Source organism: Thiocapsa roseopersicina, from assembly GCF_900106925.1.
GTDB lineage: Bacteria > Pseudomonadota > Gammaproteobacteria > Chromatiales > Chromatiaceae > Thiocapsa > Thiocapsa roseopersicina.
Genome location: NZ_FNNZ01000004.1, coordinates 157,471 through 174,961, shown reverse-complemented (window position 1 = coordinate 174,961; position 17,491 = coordinate 157,471). Strand labels below are relative to the sequence as shown.

Sequence of the window (17,491 nt, the reverse complement as noted above, 5' to 3'; positions counted from 1 at the left end):
TTCGCCACGCGCTGACGCGTTTGGATAAGCCAGCTGCACCCGGCGCGAGCCCGTCCGGGAAATCCGCGTCCGGCCAAGCCACGCCCGCTCAGACCACGCAGGGCCAAACCACGCAGGGCCAATCCGCACTGCGCCGAACCGCCGAAGAGCTCAAGGGCGATCGCGCGGCCACCATCAAGCAGGCGATGGACAAGAGTATGAGCTGGTTCGAGAAGCTGATCCCGAGCCGCATCCGTACCGATGCCAGCACCAAGCGCGCGGTGCCCGAGGGTGTCTGGGCGAAATGCCCGGGCTGTCAGGCCATCCTCTACCGGGCGGAGCTGGAGCGGAACCTGGAGGTCTGCCCCAAGTGCAGCCACCACAGCCGCTTGAGCGGGCGCCGCCGCCTCGAGACGTTTCTCGATCCGGAGGGCCGCGAGGAGATCGGGGCCGAGCTCGAGTCTCTGGACCCGCTCAAGTTCAAGGATCTGAAGAAATACAAAGACCGTCTCGTCCAGGCCCAGAAGCAGTCCTCCGAGAAGGAGGCCATGATCGTGATGCGTGGTCGGCTGAAAGGTCAGCCGATCGTGGCCTCGGCCTTCGAGTTCGGCTTCATGGGCGGGTCCATGGGCTCGGTGGTCGGCGAGCGCTTCGTGCGGGGTGTCGAGGCGGCGCTCGAGCAGAATTCGCCCTATGTCTGTTTTTCGGCGAGCGGCGGCGCACGCATGCAGGAGAGTCTCTTCTCCCTGATGCAGATGGCCAAGACCAGCGCGGCCTTGGGACGCATGCGCGAGCACTCGCTTCCCTTCGTCTCGGTGATGACGGATCCGACCATGGGCGGCGTCTCGGCGAGTCTCGCGATGCTCGGCGATCTCAACATCGCGGAGCCCAACGCGCTGATCGGCTTCGCCGGTCCGCGCGTGATCGAGCAGACGGTGCATGAGAAGCTGCCCGAGGGTTTTCAGCGCAGCGAGTTCCTGATCGAAAAGGGCGCGCTCGACATGATCATGGACCGGCGCGACCTGCGCGAGCGCATTGCCGATCTGCTTGCGATCTTGACGCATCGGCCGCGGTATGTGCGCACTGTCGTGCCCGTCTGAATCGCGTCTCGTGCAGTTCGGACGGATCGCGTTTGGGGGCGGGTTTGCGTATGTTTGCGGGCCTTGGAGCGGACGCGATTCAGGATGTCGAATGAGTGTTAAAGAGGCGGTGTGTCGGGCCTTACAAGCTGCAGGATGCCGGTCGGCGCGGCGGCTTGATTCAGGGGCGTTATGGCCGACATGAATCGCCTTGACAACCTCGATGCCTGGTTGAGCTGGCAGATGCAGCTGCATCCGAAGGCCATCGCGCTCGGGCTCGAACGGGTGGCGGCCGTTTGGGCCCGCCTTGGTCCGGCGTCCTTGCCGTTTCCGCTGGTCACGGTGGGCGGGACCAACGGGAAGGGCTCATGCGTCGCGATGGCCGAGGCAATCTGTCGGGCTGCCGGATATCGCACCGGGGTCTACAGCTCGCCGCATCTGCTGCGTTACAACGAGCGTGTGCGGATCGACGGGGAGGATGTCTCCGATGCGCTCCTCTGCGAGGCGTTCGAGCGCATCGACCGGGCGCGCGGCGAGATGGCGCTCACCTATTTCGAGTTCGGCACCCTGGCTGCGCTCGACATCTTCGTGCGCAGCGCCCCCGATATCGTGATCCTCGAAGTCGGGCTGGGCGGGCGTCTCGACGCGGTGAATCTGTGGGATGCGGATGTTTCGGTAGTCACCTCGATCGGGCTGGATCACATGGCCTGGTTGGGGGATTCTTTGGACGAGATCGCCTACGAGAAGGCTGGGATCTTTCGTCCCGGCCGTCCGGCCGTCATCGGGCAACGCGATGCCCCGGCGCGGCTGCGGGCCGAGGCGCAGCTGCGCGGGAGTCTGCCCATGCAGCTCGGTCGGGAGATCGACTGGAGCCTCGGCGATGGCGGAGGCTGGATCTGGAGCGCGCCCTCGGGCGAGCGTCTGGCCTTGCCCGAGCCGGCGATGCGCGGCCCGTTCCAGTACGACAACGCCTCGGCGGCGATCGCAGCACTTCGCGCCTTGCAGGAGTGCTTGCCGATCTCGGTCAACGCGATCCGGGCAGGGTTGCAGCGGGCGCGCTTGCCGGGCCGGTTCCAGGTATTCCCGGGATCGCTGACCTGGATTCTGGATGTTGCGCACAACGGCGAGGCGGCGCAGGCACTGGCCGCGAATCTGCGCGCCTTCGCCTGTCGCGGTCGGCTGCGCGCGGTCCTTGCGGTCCTCGAGGACAAGTCGCCCGAGTCGATCGTCGGGCCGCTTCTGCCGTTCGTGGGCGATTGGTATCTCGCGCAGAGCCGGGATCCGCGCGCCATGCCCGTCGAGGTGTTGAGCAAACGTCTGGAGGGGGCCTTGCCTGCACCTGCTGCGGTGTTGCTGTCGGATCTCGATGCCGCACTCGATGCCGCCGAGGCCGCATCGGAGCCGGGGGACGCCCTTTTGGTCGTCGGCTCTTTCACGACGGTCGGGGCGGCACTGCGCAGGCTCGATCCGGGTCGCGGCGATCGGGGCTGAGCCTCGGGTCGCGGTATCCGATTCGGGCGTCGAGGGTCTCCCGAGCCCTTGTGCGGCTCCGGCCGTGACCCGAAGAAGTGATATTATCCGATTGAAATCAATAGCGATATTTCAGGCTCACCGGTATGGTTCCGGCTCGGCCATGCTATACTTCCGGCCTTTCGAGGCCGATCGACAAACATGATCTCAGGGCGCCGGCGATTCGCACGATGTCCGACATTCAGGTGGCGATTTATGCAAGAAGGCGCAAAGAAACGGTTGGTGGGGGCGATTGTGATCGTCGCGCTGGCGGTCATCTTCGTCCCGATGCTGTTCGAGGAAGAGACGGTGACGGATCCGCCTCCGTTGCCGGCGGTGATTCCGGAGCAGCCGGTCGTCGACGAGCGCTTTCGGTCTGAGTCCTTTCTGACACCGGCCGATTCGGGCGTCGGCGGGACTCCGGAAGAAGCCTGGATCGAACCGAGTACCTTGGCGCTCCCCGCTGCCGAGGAGATCGAGCCCGTGTACGAGGGCGGTGTCGACGAGCCGGTGGGAGACTCGGCGGCGCCCCCGTCGGTCGCAGCTCCCCGCACGGCGCCGGCCGGGAACGCTCGGGTGCCCGAGGCACCGCCGCCGATGGCGCGCGACGACGGGATGCCGTCCTACGTCACCCAGGTCGCGAGTCTGGGGACATCGGCAAGCGCGCAGGAAATGGCGGCGAAACTTCAAAGCGAGGGCTACTCCGCATTCGTCGAGTCCGCCGAGGTCGGAGGGCGCACTTACTACCGCGTCCGTGTCGGACCCGAAGCGGACCGCTCGAGCGCCGAAAAAACGGCCGCCAAGCTCCGCCAGAAATACAAGGACCCCTTTGTTCAGCGTTACCCCTGAGCAGGTTCCGGTCCGAGCCGCGTTTCCCTCTAGTCCGGTGCGTCGGAGCTGACGATGAATTGGGTCGATTACGCCATCCTCGGGGTTATCCTGCTGTCCGCTTTGGTCGGGCTCGGGCGCGGTCTGATTCGCGAGATCTTGTCACTGGGGGTCTGGATCGCTGCGATCCTGCTTGCCTGGCTGTTCCACCGCGAGGTCGCCGAGCTGCTGGTGCCCTACCTGTCGCAGCCCTCGGTGCGTCTGGCCGCGGCCTTTATCGGCTTGATCCTGGCGACGCTCGTCATCGGTGCCCTCTTGGGCGCCTTGCTGTCGGCCCTGATCGAAAAGACCGGTCTCGGTGTCGTTGATCGGGTGCTCGGGTTGGTCTTCGGAGCGGGCCGCGGCGTGGTCATCGTGGCGATGGCAGTCTTCTTGGGGGCCCTCACGCCCATGCCGGAGGATTCCTGGTGGCAGGAATCACGGCTCGTCGGCCAGTTCCAAGCGGTGGCCGGCTGGCTCATCGGTCTGGTGCCGGAAGAGGTGCAGGCCCGGGTCAAGAGTCTTTGAGGGATCGCGTCGCTTGGGGTTTTCCTGCCTCCTGCCTCCAGTGATCGGTTTTTTCCGCGGTGGACATCGGGAGATGCGACCGACGCGGGTTGCGCGGCTGAAACTTGGATCGGGCGATCAGGCGTTCGATGTTGTCCCGGATCAACCTCGCGGGGTATAGTCCGCTGTTCCCAATCAGCAGCATCCGTCTCGGTCTCCGGGGCTGGGCGCGGGCGAGGAAGTCATGTGCGGCATCGTCGGCATCGTCGGTAAAAGTCCTGTCAACCAAGCGCTCTACGACTCGCTGCTGGTGCTTCAACACCGGGGACAGGATGCCGCGGGCATCGTGACCTGTCAGGGCGACAAGCTCCACCTGCGCAAGGACAATGGTCTTGCGCGCGATGTCTTCCGTACGCGCCACATGATCCAATTGGGCGGCAACATGGGTGTCGGACATGTCCGCTATCCGACTGCCGGCGCGGCCAGCTCGGCCGAGGCCCAACCCTTCTATGTCAACTCGCCGTACGGCATCGTGCTTGCCCACAACGGCAATCTCACGAATGCCGAGGACCTCAAGCGCGACCTCTTCGTCGAAGATCTCCGCCACCTCAACACCGCGTCGGATTCCGAGATTCTCCTGAACGTCTTTGCCCATGAGCTCCAGCTCCAGGGCAAGCTGCGGATCGACGAGCACGACGTCTTTCGCGCGGTGTCGGGGGTTCACCGACGCTGTCGAGGCGGTTATGCCGCGGTCGCGATGATTCCGGGTTTCGGCGTTTTCGGCTTCCGTGATCCGCACGGGATTAGGCCCTTGGTCTACGGACGTCGCGAGACCGATTTCGGCACCGAGTACATGATTGCCTCCGAGAGCGTGGCGCTAGACACCATCGGCTTCACCCTGATGGCGGATGTCGCGCCGGGCGAGGCGGTCTGCATCACCGTCGACGGTCAGATCAAGACGCACCAGTGTGCCGCCCAGCCCATCCTGTCGCCCTGCATCTTCGAGTTCGTCTACTTTGCCCGCCCGGATTCCATCATCGACAACATCTCGGTGCACAAGGCGCGCTCGCGCATGGGCAAGAAACTCGCCGCCAAGATCAAACGCGAGTGGTCCAATCACGACATCGACGTCGTGATCCCCATCCCCGACACCAGCCGGACGGCCGCACTCCAACTGGCCAATCAGCTCGGCGTGCCTTACTCGGAAGGTTTCATCAAGAACCGCTACATCGGGCGCACCTTCATCATGCCCGGGCAGCAGGTTCGCAAAAAGTCGGTGCGGCAGAAGCTCAACGCCATCGACCTGGAGTTCCGCAAAAAGAACGTCCTGTTGGTCGACGACTCCATCGTGCGCGGGACGACCTCGCAGCAGATCATTCAGATGGCGCGGGATGCCGGGGCGCATCGGGTCTATTTCGCCTCCGCGGCCCCGCCGGTGCGCTTCCCCAACGTCTACGGGATCGACATGCCCGCGGCCAGCGAGCTTATCGCCCACGGTCGGACCGAGGAGGAAGTCGCACGCGAGCTGGGTGCGGACCGACTCATTTTTCAAGAGCTCGATGACCTGATCGACGCTGTTCAGAAGAAGGGCAAAAGCCATGTAGACCGCTTCGATACCTCGGTCTTCGACGGCATCTACGTGACCGGGGACGTCACCCCCGAATATCTTCAGACGCTCGAAGCGAACCGCAACGACGTTGCCAAGACCGCCTACGGCTCTTTCAGCGAGAACGTCATTGACCTCTACAATTCCGCCTGACGGGTCATCGACCGCGGACGAGGCGGCTGAAGCGCAGCCTTTGGCCGAGTCCGGTTTCGCAACCCGCGCCGTGCGGATCGGCCACCACCGCACCCCGGAAGGCGAGCACGGCGAGCCGATCTTCACGACCTCGAGCTTCGTCTTCGAAAGCGCCGCCCAGGCCGCCGCGCGTTTTTCCGGCGATCAAGCGGGAAACATCTATTCGCGTTTCACGAACCCGACGGTCTCGGCCTTCGAGGAGCGTCTGGCCAGCCTCGAAGGCGGCGAGCGCTGTGTCGCGACCGCCTCCGGGATGTCCGCCATCCTGGCCGTCTGCATGGGTCTGCTGGAGGCCGGCGACCACATCGTCGCCTCGCGCAGCCTATTCGGCAGCACCACGCTCCTCTTCAACAAATACCTCTCCCGGTTCGGCATCGCGACCAGCTATGTGCCGCTCGGCGACCTAGAGGCATGGGACGCTGCTATTCGCCCCGAGACCCGGCTCCTGTTCTGCGAGACGCCGTCCAATCCATTGACCGAGATGGTCGACATCCGGGGTCTGGCCGAGGTTGCGCATCGCCGAGACTGTCTTCTGGCGGTCGACAACTGCTTCTGCACCCCGGCCCTGCAACGCCCGCTCGAGCTCGGCGCCGACCTGGTGATCCATTCCGCCACCAAGTACCTGGACGGACAGGGGCGTTGTGTCGGCGGCGCCGTTGTCGGCGATCGCAAGCTGGTCGGCGAGGCGGTCTTCGGCGTGTTGAGAACGGCTGGCCCGACCATGAGTCCCTTCAACGCCTGGGTCTTTCTCAAAGGGCTCGAAACGCTGCAGCTGCGGATGCTTGCCCATGCGCAATCTGCGGCGGCACTCGCGCAATGGCTGCTCGCGCAGCCGGGTATCGAGCGGGTCTATTATCCCGGCTTGCCTGATCACCCCCAGCATCATCTGGTCGGCTCCCAGCAGCGCACCGGCGGCGGCATCGTCGCGTTCGACGTGCGCGGCGGTCGCGCCGGTGCCTGGCATCTGATCGACTCGACCAGCCTTCTGTCCATCACGGCCAATCTCGGCGATGTGAAGACCACCATCACCCATCCGGCGACCACCACGCATGGTCGGCTCACGCCGGAAGAGCGCGCCGCCGTCGGCATCGGCGAAGGGCTGGTGCGGGTGGCCGTGGGGTTGGAAGAGGTCGAGGATATTCAGCGCGACTTGGCGCTCGGTCTGGAGACAGGGCGCTCTCTGAGTTCGCATCCTTAACCGTTTCGACGCTCGGGTGTCGATCCAGACCATGTATGCGGACTCTCTGTTTTAGTGCTTGTTTCAGGAACGTTCGGCGCCGGCAATAACTCGATAGCCGTGCGGCGTAAGTTCGCGCAACGATCACTCCTGTTGGGTACAAGTCATATCCCAAAGCGTGTTGTTCGCTGCGTTGGGCTTGTTTTGTTCGCACGCGGTGGTGGAACAGCAACTCTTTTCATGTCCGGAAGGCTTTACAGCTTCGAGGGTATAGCCCGGATTGTTCTTGTACTTGCACGTGCAGGTGTAGGTGATCAGCACGGGCTCGGGTTCAGGTTCCGGTTCCGGTTCCGGTTCGGGCTCCGGTTCGGGCTCCGGTTCGGGCTCCGGTTCGGGCTCCGGTTCGGGCTCCGGTTCGGGCTCCGGTTCGGGCTCCGGTTCGGGCTCCGGTTCCGGTTCCGGTTCTGGTTCCGGTTCTGGTTTAGGGGGGGCTTTTCCGGGTACCTTGAGCTCGACAGGTATCGACTCGGCGATATAGGTCGTAAGGGTTACTGTCTCGGCCTCTGCCCCTAGTTCATCCTGACGTGGACTGGCCCAAGACGCGATAATTGACACCTCTTTGTAATTCGGATTCGTCTTTGAGGTAACCGTCCAGGATCGCGTGACAGTGGATGTACCGCCAGCCGCAGCTTGAACGGTGTCGCCCCCGCTCACAATTGAAGCGTAGCTCCCGTTGCGAAGCTCCTCTAATTTCTCCTGAGCAATGTTCACTGCCGTCGTGCGCGTCTTGCTGTCACCGGTTTCCGTCATGACGCGGGTTTGAATCTGCATTAGGCCAAAGAGTCCGAGAGAAAGCACGATAAGCGCGATCAATGCCTCGATCAGTGTGAAGCCACTTTGACGTTGTGCTTGCAGTAATATCACCAGTCGTCCCCGTCAATCCCAGTCACGCCAGCTGCCGGGGATACGACTGGCTGATCGGACCCGATCGAGGTTCGCCCGTTCTCCGTCGGTGCCGGCTCGACTCCAATGATAGAACCGACTGTTTGCCGTCAGTTTATTCAGATCCCCGTCGAAAACGACCGTACCGTAAACAGTGGCCCCGCCCCAGCCCTGACTGCGACAGCCGGCCGCGTTCTCGAAATAGACAATCCCGTAGATCGTCGGATTGCCGTTTAGCTTCGGACAATCGGCCGCCGCGCTGAAGACGAGATATACAGGTTTCGCGGGTGAGCCGAGACTCTGGTGCCAATTGCTTGATGAGTTGATCCAGAGGAATTGCGGGTCGCCGGTGTCGGCGATCGCCTTGAACTCGTCCTTACTGATGTCGAAGACCTGATCCCAGGCGCTGCCGGTGAAGTCATCGTCCTCGATGTCACCTCCATGCAGGTCGAGATGCCCCGTGTCCAAACATGACATCTCGGCCGACGAGGTAATGGCGACCGAAGCGCAGTCCTCGCCCTCGTCTACGCCTGTGCAGTCACGGGGGTAGATGTCCGGATCGCCGGTCGCGCCGCTCAGGCAGCCGTTGAGAACGAGTGGCGCATGGCCGGTGCCGGTTCCGCCCTTGAGCAAGCGTTGTTGCTGAAAGCACTCTGTAGCAACTGCCTCGATGCTGTCATCCCCGCGAGCACTGGCCCGGGATAAAACACAGATCTCATTGTTGCGCTCGTTTTCAGTCAATACGATGTCGTAAGTGGCGTCGCCGGTGGCAGTGACCGGGGGCGGGGTGTCGACGTTGTTACCCTGGGCGATCCGGGCGAGCGCATAGTCGAGTCCCGCCTGTGCCGCCTGCTGCGCCTCTTTGGCGCGCAATTCGTTGTTTGCGATCCGCTGCTCCATGATGCCGACACGAACGGAGCTGAGCGTCAGAATAGTCGAGCCCATGAGCAGCAATAAGCCAAGCATGAGCGTAAGCGCACCGCGCTGCTGTTTGATTTTCCGCGAGGTCATTGGTCTCCCTCATCGGCGGATGCCGATCACTCCTTGATGAAATAGCGGTCATTCCGCACGGCGACGGTCGCTTGCAGGCTTTGTCGTACGGCTGGATCGTTACGAATTCGGCCGGCCATCAGGATCGCGACCCGTCGCGATTCCCGGCAAAGCTCGTCGGTTGCACAGGCGACGTCTTCCTTTCCGGGAGCCAGGTTCGTCTGCGCGGTCACGATGGTGAAACGCAAGTCCGTGATGCGTACATCCTCGCTGGTGATCCGCTCCCAGCTGCCGCTGCCGATCGTGCACTCGAAGGTCTTGTCGCCGACGCTTGAGGGGCCGGTGCGCATCTGAACGGATTGATCACGCAGGCGAAACCCGAACATCGTCATCGCGGTCGGGTTGCCGTGTTCCAGGTCGTAGCTGTAGAGGATGCAGCTTCCGGTCGACTCCCCGCCGACCTGTCCGGTGCGAAGCCTGCGATCGATGCCGTCGATCGTGCTCTCAAATGGGTTTTTCGCCGGATCCGGATCTGCGACCACCGACATATCCCAGAAACCGGCGCGACGGATATCCTGCTGCATGATCTCGAGCACGGCGCGCAGCTCTTGGTTCAATCGGGCCTGCTCGACGTTCTGCGAGGTGGAGCGTGCACCGAGGACATAGGTGGTCGAGATCCCGATGAGGACCAGCGCGCCGACGGTCGTGCCGACTAGGAGATCCGTCAGGGTCACTCCCGCCTGTCGCCGGAGCGACCCTTCCGCGATGTTGATCGAGGGCGAAGGGAGAGTCAGTCGCATCGGCGGAATCCCGGTACGGACTGATCCGGCGAGCACACCCGCACGCGGCCGGTCATGCTCAGAATGACCTTGAGCTGTTCGTCGCGCGGGTTGTTGAAGGTGACGCTCCCGTTGCCGTGACGCTCCGAGCCTGCCGATCCGGAGCCCATGCGCATCGTGGTTCCGCGTCGTCTTTCGAATCCGGTCAATCCTAGATCGAAGGTCGCCGTCGCGCCGACCCCGGCATAGTTTGCGGCAGGGACGTGCTTGAGCACCGTCGTGCCGTTGATCGACAGGGTGCAGGCATTCGCGTTATCCGGATCGGTGAGATGGCAGTCGCACGCGCTCGCCTCGCTGATGCCGTAACACCACGGCGAACCGGCATCGAAGATCAAATGCAGATCACGATTTCGCCGAATGGCCTCGCCGCGAACCCATTGCAGATCCTCCGCAAACGCTTGGGCTGCGCCCTTCAACCGGTTGCGCTCAAGCATTTCCTGCATCGCCGGAACGCCCAAGGACGCCAGGATGGCGAGCACCGACACCGTGAACATGAGCTCAAGCAGGGTGAACCCGGGCGAGGTCTTCGAGTGAGCGGCTCGTCGCGCGCAGGCGATGCTCGCTCGTCCGTCCGTGCTTGTCTTGCGGATGCGTGCAACGCCGACCATTGCGGTGCGTCTCAACGCCAGCATTCGCGCGGCGTCTTCGCGCCTTCTTGGTCGATCGTCAAAACCTTGCAGGCGACCCCGCCCGATCGATCCGCCGTTTGGGCGTTCAGCGCTGTCGCGGTCGCGGTAAAGCCGGACGCGTTCGCGTCGCTCAGGGTCAGGTCATACCAGCCTTCGGGGCTTTTTGTCGGAAGCTGCAGGCTGTAACCGTTTCCGGGACTGCAAACCATCCCGGATGTATCGGGGTCCAGTGTCCCTGCATAGCGGCTACAATTGGCGCGAAAGCGCTCCTGAGCCATCGCGATGCCGACGAGGGCTGTTTGTCCGTCCGTGCGTCGTGCCTTGCGGATCTGGTCCTGATAGGCGGGGAAGGCCACGGTGGCGAGGATGGTGATCACCGCGATGACGATCAGGAGCTCGATGAGGGTGAAGCCGGTTCGGGGTTTTTCGAGTGTCCTTGCCATTCGCGCGTCCTTGCCATCGAGCCGGGTGGTGCGAGTGACCGCGCCGATGGGGTCGTGGCGTCGGTTTCCGTGTCATCGCGTGTACGATTGAGTATGAATACATTTCGTGTAATTTTCCAGTGTCGACGAACACTGTTGACCAGGGGGCTCGGCGTGATCTCCGAGGCGATCGCCACTATATCGGTCAGGATAAGGCAACCAACCGGGACAAAACTCATGACTGCGAACACCCTGATCCGATCAAGCGTCCTCGGCGCGTTGGTCTTTCTGATCGGCGGTTGTCAAACCCTCGTGCGTGAATCCGTGGAGACGGGCTGGGTGGAGGTCCCCGCGGGCAGCACTCTGACACTGAACCGGCCGGTGTCGATCCCGCCCGGACGGGCGCGGGTCTTCCTGTCGGATCGGGACGCGCGAGGTGCGGGCGGCGGGACGAGCTGTGTCCTCGAGGTCCGCCGGATCGATGACGCGAGCACCCAGAGCATCCCGGCCGGCGAGATCCCGATCACCCGCGTGCAGAACTATCTTGCATTGGTGTCCGGCCGTGTTCCAACGCTGGGCCCAAGCGAAGGCGTTCGCTTCCAACTGGCCGGTCACGGCGACAGCGGCGGGTCGCAGATGATTCGTCCGGGCTATCACTTTTGGCTCGACGACAGCCATGACCCGAATCTGATGCGCATGACCTGTTTGGGGCGGCTCGATGACCCGGCCTATACACGGGCGCCGACGCTTGCCGAGATCCGCGCCGTGCTGGGTGATGTCGCGACCTTGAAGGTTGAACTTCCGACGGGGCCTTGAGCGTCGGCCGGGAATCCCGGGACGCGCACGTTTGCCCCGGCAGACGTACCGAGCGTTTCTAAACGGGACTGTTGGGGCGAGTGTGGGGCGACTTGAGTCGCCCATTCCTCTTGGTCTGCGAATTACTGACGTGGCGACTCAAGTTGCCCCCACATGTCGGTCGATTCTTTCCCGGGAAACGCCTTGTCCTGACTGGCAGGCCGGGCACCAGTAGGTGGATCTTGCGTGTTGCCCGAGACGTTCCCGCAGCAGGCTCGCCCTGCAGCGAAAGCAGGGCTGTCCGGCGCGGCCGTAAACCCAGAGGATGCCGCGACCGTCGTCGACGGTGCGCGTGACGCGGGGACCGCCGCCGAGGTTGTTCAGGAGCAGGCGTTCCGCGGTCCGGTAGAGCGCGGCGAAGGTCTCTTCCGAGATGTCGCCCAAGCGGGTGCTTGGTGCGCAGCGCACCAGGAAGAGGACCTCGGATTTGTAGACGTTGCCGATGCCGCTGGCGATGCGCTGATCGAGCAGCAGATCGACGAGCTCGGTGTCGGGGCATAAGAGATCGCGTGCGCGGTGAAGCAGGGACTCGGCGGCCGGTGCATCGCGACTCAGATCCGGCCCGAGGCGGTCGGTCCGATCGCGTCTTCGCAACCCGTGGGTGTCGAGGATCTCGACCTCTTTTGCGTTGAAGCAGACGTAGTCTTGTCCTGCGGCGCTCAAGACGAGGGTTGCCCGATGTGCGGGCTTCTGCCAGGTCTGTCCGATCGGGTAACGATGCCAGGAACCGTACATCCCGAGGTGGACCCGAAGCGAGGCCCCGCCTTCGAAGTCGATGAAGAGATGTTTGCCCTTGCTGGTCACCTGCAGGATGCGATCCTGTGCGAGCGCCGGGATGGCGCGACCCTGCAGACGGGCGCCGTCGAGACGCTGATCAACCAAAGCGCCGGACAGGAAGGTCGCGAGCTTGTGGATGGTGTCGCCTTCGGGCATGGGGTGAATCGAGATCCGACGGACAAAAAGACGCCCCGCGATGCGGGGCGAGCGAACTAAGGAGAACTCATCGTTGCGTTCGCTTTGAGTCCGAAGACGTCGAAGGGTTCCCGAATCCGACGCCCCGTCGGATCGGCACGTGCGGCCGGGTGTGACGCCGCGTTGCGGCGATCCGCGCTGATCGCTGCGGACAAAAAAACCCCGCCGGAGGCGGGGAACACGACAAGGAGTCAGACCGCCTCCGAGGAGGCTCGCAGGTTTCGAGACGGACGCGCGTGAAAAGTTCGACAGAATCTGGTCGGAAATTCCACGGAGATGGTGTTGATGGCGTGATGAGCCGCCAGCCGCCAGCTTCGGATCTTTCGGCAACGTCTGAATGCGCCGCCCCGGGGTTGATGTCGCCCCCGGAGATCGACTGCACGGCCGCGTCCGGCAAGGCCCGTCGCGTCTGCGGCGCTCCCGTGCCTTGCTTTTCGGCGCGTGCAACGCCATGATCTCCCCGCGAGCGAAAACGCCGCGTTGTGTCCCCTCCGATTCGGAGTCTCATCCGGGACACACTCATCCGCACCGCTCGCCCCCCACAGACCGACCCGACCGAACGAGGTAACCTCGGTTGTCCGCTTGGACAGGGTCTTCGGAGATTCGAAGAGTATGCTGATCAAAATCGGCGGGGATACCCTCGCCTTGGACGGGGATATCCGCCGTCATATCGAGACCGAAGTGGCCAAGCTTGCGGCACGCTTCCCCGGCGAAGACCTGGAGGCGAAGGCCACCATCCAAGAGGAATTCGACCCGCTCCACGGACACCGCGTCCGCTGCGAGCTCTCCGCCAAGATCGCCCATGGGCGCCAAATCGTCGTCCGGGACGCACGCAAAACGGCGAAGGAAGCCATCGACGAGGTCTTCGGACTCGCACGTCGCAATCTGCGCCGGGCGCGCCGTCAAATCAGTATCCCCCGCACCCCACCGCACGGCGCCCTGAGCACGGGAACGCACGCCATCGGAGGTTGATTCCCGAGTCCTGATCCCACCAATCGCCGACGCCCTTTGAAGCGGGGGGCGTCTCGAAGCGGTTCACGTCCTCGTCGAACCGCTTCGGAGTGCGTCAGGTCGATCGCAGGGTGGCTAAACCGGCATCGACTCGGATCACTTGACCCGTGGTCATGCGGGCGTCCTCCAGCAGCCACAGTGCGGCACCCGCGACGTCTTCGGGCTCTCCGATCGTTCGCAAGGGGTGCCGTTCGGCCGCAGCGGTACGCTTGGACTCGTTTCCGAGCAGACGTTCGGCGAGCGGTGTCGCCGTCAGGGTCGGCGCGACGGCGTTGACCCGGATGCGCGGCGCGAGCTCGGCGGCAAGCGATCGCGTCAGGCCCTCCACCGCGCCCTTCGCACTCGCGATCGAGGCGTGAAACGGCAATCCGGTTCCGACGGCGACCGTGCTGAACAGCACGATGCTGGCGGAGTCTGCCGCTTTGAGCGCCTTCATCGCACCCTGCAGCGCCCGCACCGCACCGAGCAGATTGATCTCGAGGTCTTCCGTCCACTCCTTCTCGGCCAGCCGCTCGAAGGGGCGAAGGCGGATGGTGCCGGGGCAGTAGACGAGGCCATCGAGTTTCCCCGGCAGCGCATCGGCGGGGAAGTCGTTCGTTCGGACGTCCCAATGCAGACTGGTGACCGCCGGGTGATCCGGCGCCGCTTCCGGGTGACGCGAGAGTTGAATCACACGATGGCCGCGCTCGATAAGCTTATTGAGCAGTGCGGCGCCGATGCCGGAGGTGCCGCCGACGATCAAATAGGTTTTTGACATTTCGAGCCCCTATGAAACGGGTTGAGGTGTAGCAGGGCAGGTTCAGGCGGGGCGAAAGTTTTGCAAGACCTGGACAGCGCGCCTTGCGATCCTGGACAAGATACGCACCTTCGGAAGGGGCTCGTCTCGGTCCGGATCGCCCCGATATTCTCGACTTAAACCGCGCCCTGTGCGGTATGCGAGGTTTTCGGATGGGACCGGCCCCGGCAGTTTTGACGACCGCTGGAGTCGGCGCGGTTTAAAATTTAATATTTTTTAATGCTTTAAGTCGCGCCAGCTCCGACGATCGTCGAAGCTGGCGCGGCCAAGCCAATCCAGCAAACGATGCATACCGCACCCGGCGCGGTTTAAACCGGATGACGGTACGTCGTCCGCCACACCCCATCAACGCGAAAGGAGGCTCATATGAAGGTTGCCATCATCGGCGGTACCGGCTTTGTCGGCACCAACATCTCTCGGCATCTGATCGCCGCCGGTCATCGGCCGCGGCTTCTGGTCCGGCCGGGCAGCGAGCAGAAGGTCGCGCAGCCGGAGGATTGCGATATCGTCCCGGGTGACGTCGCCGATCCGGGGGCGCTCGATCGTTGCCTGGAGGGCTCGGATGCGGTGATCTATCTGATCGGCATCCTGCGCGAGTTTCCGAGCCGCGGGATTACCTTCGATGCGCTGCAGCGTGTCGGTGTCGAGGACACGATCGCGGCGGCGAAGCGACAGGGGTTGGACCGTTTTATCCTGATGAGCGCCAACGGGGTCCACGTCGAGGGCACGCCCTATCAGCGCAGTAAGGCACTCGCCGAGGCGGCGCTCAAGGCATCCGGGCTGCGCTGGACCATCTTCCGCCCCTCGGTCGTCTTCGGCGACCCGGACGGTCGCATGGAGTTCTGCTCCCAGCTCAAGAAGGACATCATCGATAGCCCGATGCCGGCGCCGCTCTTCTACAGTGGCCTGTTTCCCAAGAATGCGGGCGGTTTCGAGCTGGCGCCGGTCCATATCGACGACGTCGCGGCGGCCTTCGTGCTGGCCGTCACCCAGGCGCGAACCGAGTCCCAGATCTACAGCTTGTGCGGTCCTCAACGTCTGAGCTGGAAGGCGATTTTGACCACCATCGCCGCGGCGTCCGGCAAGACCAAGCTGATGCTGCCGGCCCCGGCGATGGCCATCAAGGCGACCGCGAGTCTGCTCGACCGCTATCCCTGGTTTCCCATCTCACGCGATCAGATCCGGATGTTGATGGAGGGGAACGTCTGCTACGAGAACGACAGTTTCGCCCGGCTTGGCCTGACCCCGACGCCGTTCGGTGTCGACCAGTTGGGGTACCTGAACCGATAGGTCGGCGCGATCAGAGCTTGTTGAGATAGGACACGCCGCCGAGCTGGGCCATCTGACGTCGGATCCAGGTGGCGCGACGCTGTACGGTCGCCGAGGGTGTTTCGAGCCGATAGATGTTGGGATTCGGCAGCACGGCGGCGATCAGGGCGGCATCCGAGCTGCTCAGCGCCATCACCGGGCGGTCGAAATAGCGCCAGCTCGCGGCCCCGACGCCGAAGGTGTCGGGGCTGAGCTGGGCGATGTTGAGATAGACCTCGAGGATACGCTCCTTGGGCCAAAGCGTTTCGATCAGGAGCGTGTACCAGACCTCGAGTCCCTTGCGAATCGGGTCGCGGCCGGACCAGAGGAAGAGGTTCTTTGCCGTCTGCTGACTGATGGTGCTCGCCCCGCGCAGCCGCTCCCCGGCACGATAGCGCTCCCAAGCGCGCTCGATCTCGATGGTGTCGAATCCGCCGTGACCCGGGAAGCGCTGGTCTTCCGCGGCGATGACGGCGAGCTTGACGGCCGCCGGGATGGCGTCCCAGTCGGCCCACTCGTGATAGACGTAAGGCGGGTCGCCGGGTTCGGAATGGGCAGTGATCCAGCGCTGAATCATGAAGGCGGAGGTCGGCGGGTCGACCCAGCGCAGAATGAAAACCAACACGACCGACAGCGCCATCATGCCCGCGAGCACGAGCGCGATCCGGCGCAACAGCATTTTCCGAGAGCGTTTTTTTCGAGCGGCCATGATTGCGGGTCATGCGAGCGGGTGATCGGAGCGCCGTGGAGCGATCCATTGAAGAGGCTTCGCCGAAGTATCCGGACCCCGATTCCGCGGGTCAAACCCGACCGATCAACTCCGACCGATCATCCGGGCCGAAGATTGCTCGGCCTGATATTTCCAGGCGCACCGCCCAGCGCCGCTTCGAGCATGTCGATAAAGACGCGCGTCTTCGCCGGCATCAGGCGGCGACCGGGGAACACCGCCCAAGCCGTCTGCGCCGGGAGCGACCACGCCGGAAGCACGCGCCGCAGGCGGCCCTGCTCGACATCGCGCGCGGCGTAACAGTCCGGGACGGCGGCGATCCCGACCCCGGTGCCGGCCAAGCGGATCAGGATGTCGGGCGAGTTCGCGGCGATGCGACCCTCGGGCAGACCTTCCCAGTGTGCCGTCCCGGCGGTCAGGTCCCAAGGAGCGGTTTCCCCGTCGCGCCCGACGAGACAGAGGGCGCGGTGTGGGAGCAGATCGTCCGGGATCGCCGGGTCGCCGTGCTCGGACAGGTAGCTCGGGGCCGCATAGAGACCGATCGGGAAGAGCGCGAGACGGCGCGCGGCCAGCAGTGCATCGTCCGGCAGTGCGCCGGTGCGCACCGCAATGTCGAAGCCCTCGCCGAGGAGATCCACGCGTCGCGGGGACAGGTCCAGCTCCAGCATGACGGCCGGGTGGCGTGCGATGTAGGCCGCCAGCATTTCGCTCAACAGCAGGGTGGCGAAATCGCCCGGCATCGAGACCCGCAGCCGTCCGGTGGGTCGGGCTTGGCGATGCTCGGCGAGCGCACGCACCGCGTCGACCTCGTCGGCGACCTGCCGGGCATGCGCCAGCAGATGCTCGCCGAGCTCGGTCAAGGTCAGGCGCCGTGTGGTGCGCAGCATGAGGCGTTCGCCCAGCCGGTCTTCGAGCACGGAGATCCGGCGCGAGACGGTCGATTTGGGCAGACCGATCCGCTCGGCGGCACGGCTGAAGCTCCCCGCCTCGGCGACATGGGCGAAGATCAGGAGGTCGTTGGGTTCAAATTGTTCCATAGACGGGACAATGTTATCCGATTCGACGCCTACTCTCAGCGTCTCGG

18 protein-coding genes are annotated in these 17,491 nt (G+C 64.0%); 9 read left to right on the top strand and 9 right to left on the bottom strand.

Annotated features, from left to right (window positions below):
• Positions 1–185: 185 nt before the first annotated feature.
• The 6 genes from accD (at position 186) to BLV04_RS06695 (ending at position 6,937) form a co-directional block, all read left to right on the top strand.
• Complete coding sequence (accD, locus tag BLV04_RS06720; protein WP_093029490.1) at positions 186–1,079, top strand: acetyl-CoA carboxylase, carboxyltransferase subunit beta; 894 nt, start codon at positions 186–188, stop codon at positions 1,077–1,079.
• Positions 1,080–1,250: 171 nt separating this feature from the next.
• Positions 1,251–2,549: a bifunctional tetrahydrofolate synthase/dihydrofolate synthase gene (folC, locus tag BLV04_RS06715; RefSeq protein WP_093029336.1), complete on the top strand. Its 1,299-nt coding sequence runs from the start codon at positions 1,251–1,253 to the stop codon at positions 2,547–2,549.
• Positions 2,550–2,783: 234 nt separating this feature from the next.
• Positions 2,784–3,416: an SPOR domain-containing protein gene (locus BLV04_RS06710; RefSeq protein WP_175534517.1), complete on the top strand. Its 633-nt coding sequence runs from the start codon at positions 2,784–2,786 to the stop codon at positions 3,414–3,416.
• A gap of 54 nt (positions 3,417–3,470) precedes the next feature.
• The gene (locus BLV04_RS06705; RefSeq protein ID WP_093029332.1) at positions 3,471–3,962 is read left to right on the top strand and encodes a CvpA family protein; all 492 of its coding nucleotides are present in this window, start codon (positions 3,471–3,473) and stop codon (positions 3,960–3,962) included.
• A gap of 223 nt (positions 3,963–4,185) precedes the next feature.
• Positions 4,186–5,700, top strand: a complete 1,515-nt coding sequence (purF, locus tag BLV04_RS06700) for an amidophosphoribosyltransferase (protein WP_093029330.1) — start codon at positions 4,186–4,188, stop codon at positions 5,698–5,700.
• The gene (locus BLV04_RS06695; protein WP_371828635.1) at positions 5,678–6,937 is read left to right on the top strand and encodes an O-succinylhomoserine sulfhydrylase; all 1,260 of its coding nucleotides are present in this window, start codon (positions 5,678–5,680) and stop codon (positions 6,935–6,937) included. Before purF ends, BLV04_RS06695 begins: the two co-directional genes overlap by 23 nt.
• A gap of 123 nt (positions 6,938–7,060) precedes the next feature.
• Here BLV04_RS06695 and pilV read toward each other — a convergent pair whose 3' ends face one another.
• From pilV to BLV04_RS06670, 5 genes are read right to left on the bottom strand one after another with little or no spacing between them, the layout of a single operon-like run.
• Positions 7,061–7,840: a type IV pilus modification protein PilV gene (gene pilV / locus BLV04_RS24835; protein ID WP_093029326.1), complete on the bottom strand. Its 780-nt coding sequence runs from the start codon at positions 7,838–7,840 to the stop codon at positions 7,061–7,063.
• Between the two features lie 12 nt (positions 7,841–7,852).
• Entirely contained in the window at positions 7,853–8,869 is a 1,017-nt protein-coding gene (locus tag BLV04_RS06685; protein ID WP_093029324.1) for a PilX N-terminal domain-containing pilus assembly protein, read from the bottom strand.
• Between the two features lie 26 nt (positions 8,870–8,895).
• Complete coding sequence (locus tag BLV04_RS06680) at positions 8,896–9,648, bottom strand: hypothetical protein (protein WP_093029322.1); 753 nt, start codon at positions 9,646–9,648, stop codon at positions 8,896–8,898.
• Complete coding sequence (locus tag BLV04_RS06675) at positions 9,639–10,319, bottom strand: GspH/FimT family pseudopilin (RefSeq protein WP_245731764.1); 681 nt, start codon at positions 10,317–10,319, stop codon at positions 9,639–9,641. Before BLV04_RS06675 ends, BLV04_RS06680 begins: the two co-directional genes overlap by 10 nt.
• On the bottom strand, positions 10,307–10,759 hold the full coding sequence (locus BLV04_RS06670) for a type IV pilin protein (protein ID WP_093029320.1): 453 nt from the start codon (positions 10,757–10,759) through the stop codon (positions 10,307–10,309). The genes BLV04_RS06675 and BLV04_RS06670 overlap by 13 nt, the downstream gene beginning before the upstream one ends.
• 216 nt (positions 10,760–10,975) lie before the next feature.
• Here BLV04_RS06670 and BLV04_RS06665 point away from each other — a divergent pair, with 216 nt between their 5' ends.
• A complete protein-coding gene (locus BLV04_RS06665; protein WP_093029318.1) occupies positions 10,976–11,554 on the top strand; it encodes a hypothetical protein in 579 nt (192 codons plus the stop codon).
• A gap of 138 nt (positions 11,555–11,692) precedes the next feature.
• On the opposite strand, the gene BLV04_RS06660 is transcribed toward BLV04_RS06665, so the two are convergent.
• A complete protein-coding gene (locus BLV04_RS06660) occupies positions 11,693–12,526 on the bottom strand; it encodes a DNA-formamidopyrimidine glycosylase family protein (protein ID WP_093029316.1) in 834 nt (277 codons plus the stop codon).
• A gap of 651 nt (positions 12,527–13,177) precedes the next feature.
• Here BLV04_RS06660 and BLV04_RS06655 point away from each other — a divergent pair.
• On the top strand, positions 13,178–13,537 hold the full coding sequence (locus BLV04_RS06655) for an HPF/RaiA family ribosome-associated protein (protein WP_093029314.1): 360 nt from the start codon (positions 13,178–13,180) through the stop codon (positions 13,535–13,537).
• A gap of 94 nt (positions 13,538–13,631) precedes the next feature.
• Here BLV04_RS06655 and BLV04_RS06650 read toward each other — a convergent pair whose 3' ends face one another.
• Positions 13,632–14,333, bottom strand: coding sequence for an SDR family NAD(P)-dependent oxidoreductase (locus BLV04_RS06650; protein WP_093029312.1), 702 nt, complete (start codon positions 14,331–14,333; stop codon positions 13,632–13,634).
• Positions 14,334–14,738: 405 nt separating this feature from the next.
• Here BLV04_RS06650 and BLV04_RS06645 point away from each other — a divergent pair, with 405 nt between their 5' ends.
• The gene (locus BLV04_RS06645; protein WP_093029310.1) at positions 14,739–15,662 is read left to right on the top strand and encodes an NAD(P)H-binding protein; all 924 of its coding nucleotides are present in this window, start codon (positions 14,739–14,741) and stop codon (positions 15,660–15,662) included.
• A gap of 10 nt (positions 15,663–15,672) precedes the next feature.
• Here BLV04_RS06645 and mtgA read toward each other — a convergent pair whose 3' ends face one another.
• Positions 15,673–16,359 carry a monofunctional biosynthetic peptidoglycan transglycosylase gene (gene mtgA / locus BLV04_RS06640; RefSeq protein ID WP_245731763.1) on the bottom strand — a complete coding sequence of 229 codons (687 nt, stop codon included), beginning with the start codon at positions 16,357–16,359 and terminating at the stop codon, positions 15,673–15,675.
• Positions 16,360–16,508: 149 nt separating this feature from the next.
• Positions 16,509–17,444: a LysR family transcriptional regulator gene (locus tag BLV04_RS06635; protein ID WP_093029306.1), complete on the bottom strand. Its 936-nt coding sequence runs from the start codon at positions 17,442–17,444 to the stop codon at positions 16,509–16,511.
• Positions 17,445–17,491: the final 47 nt, after the last annotated feature.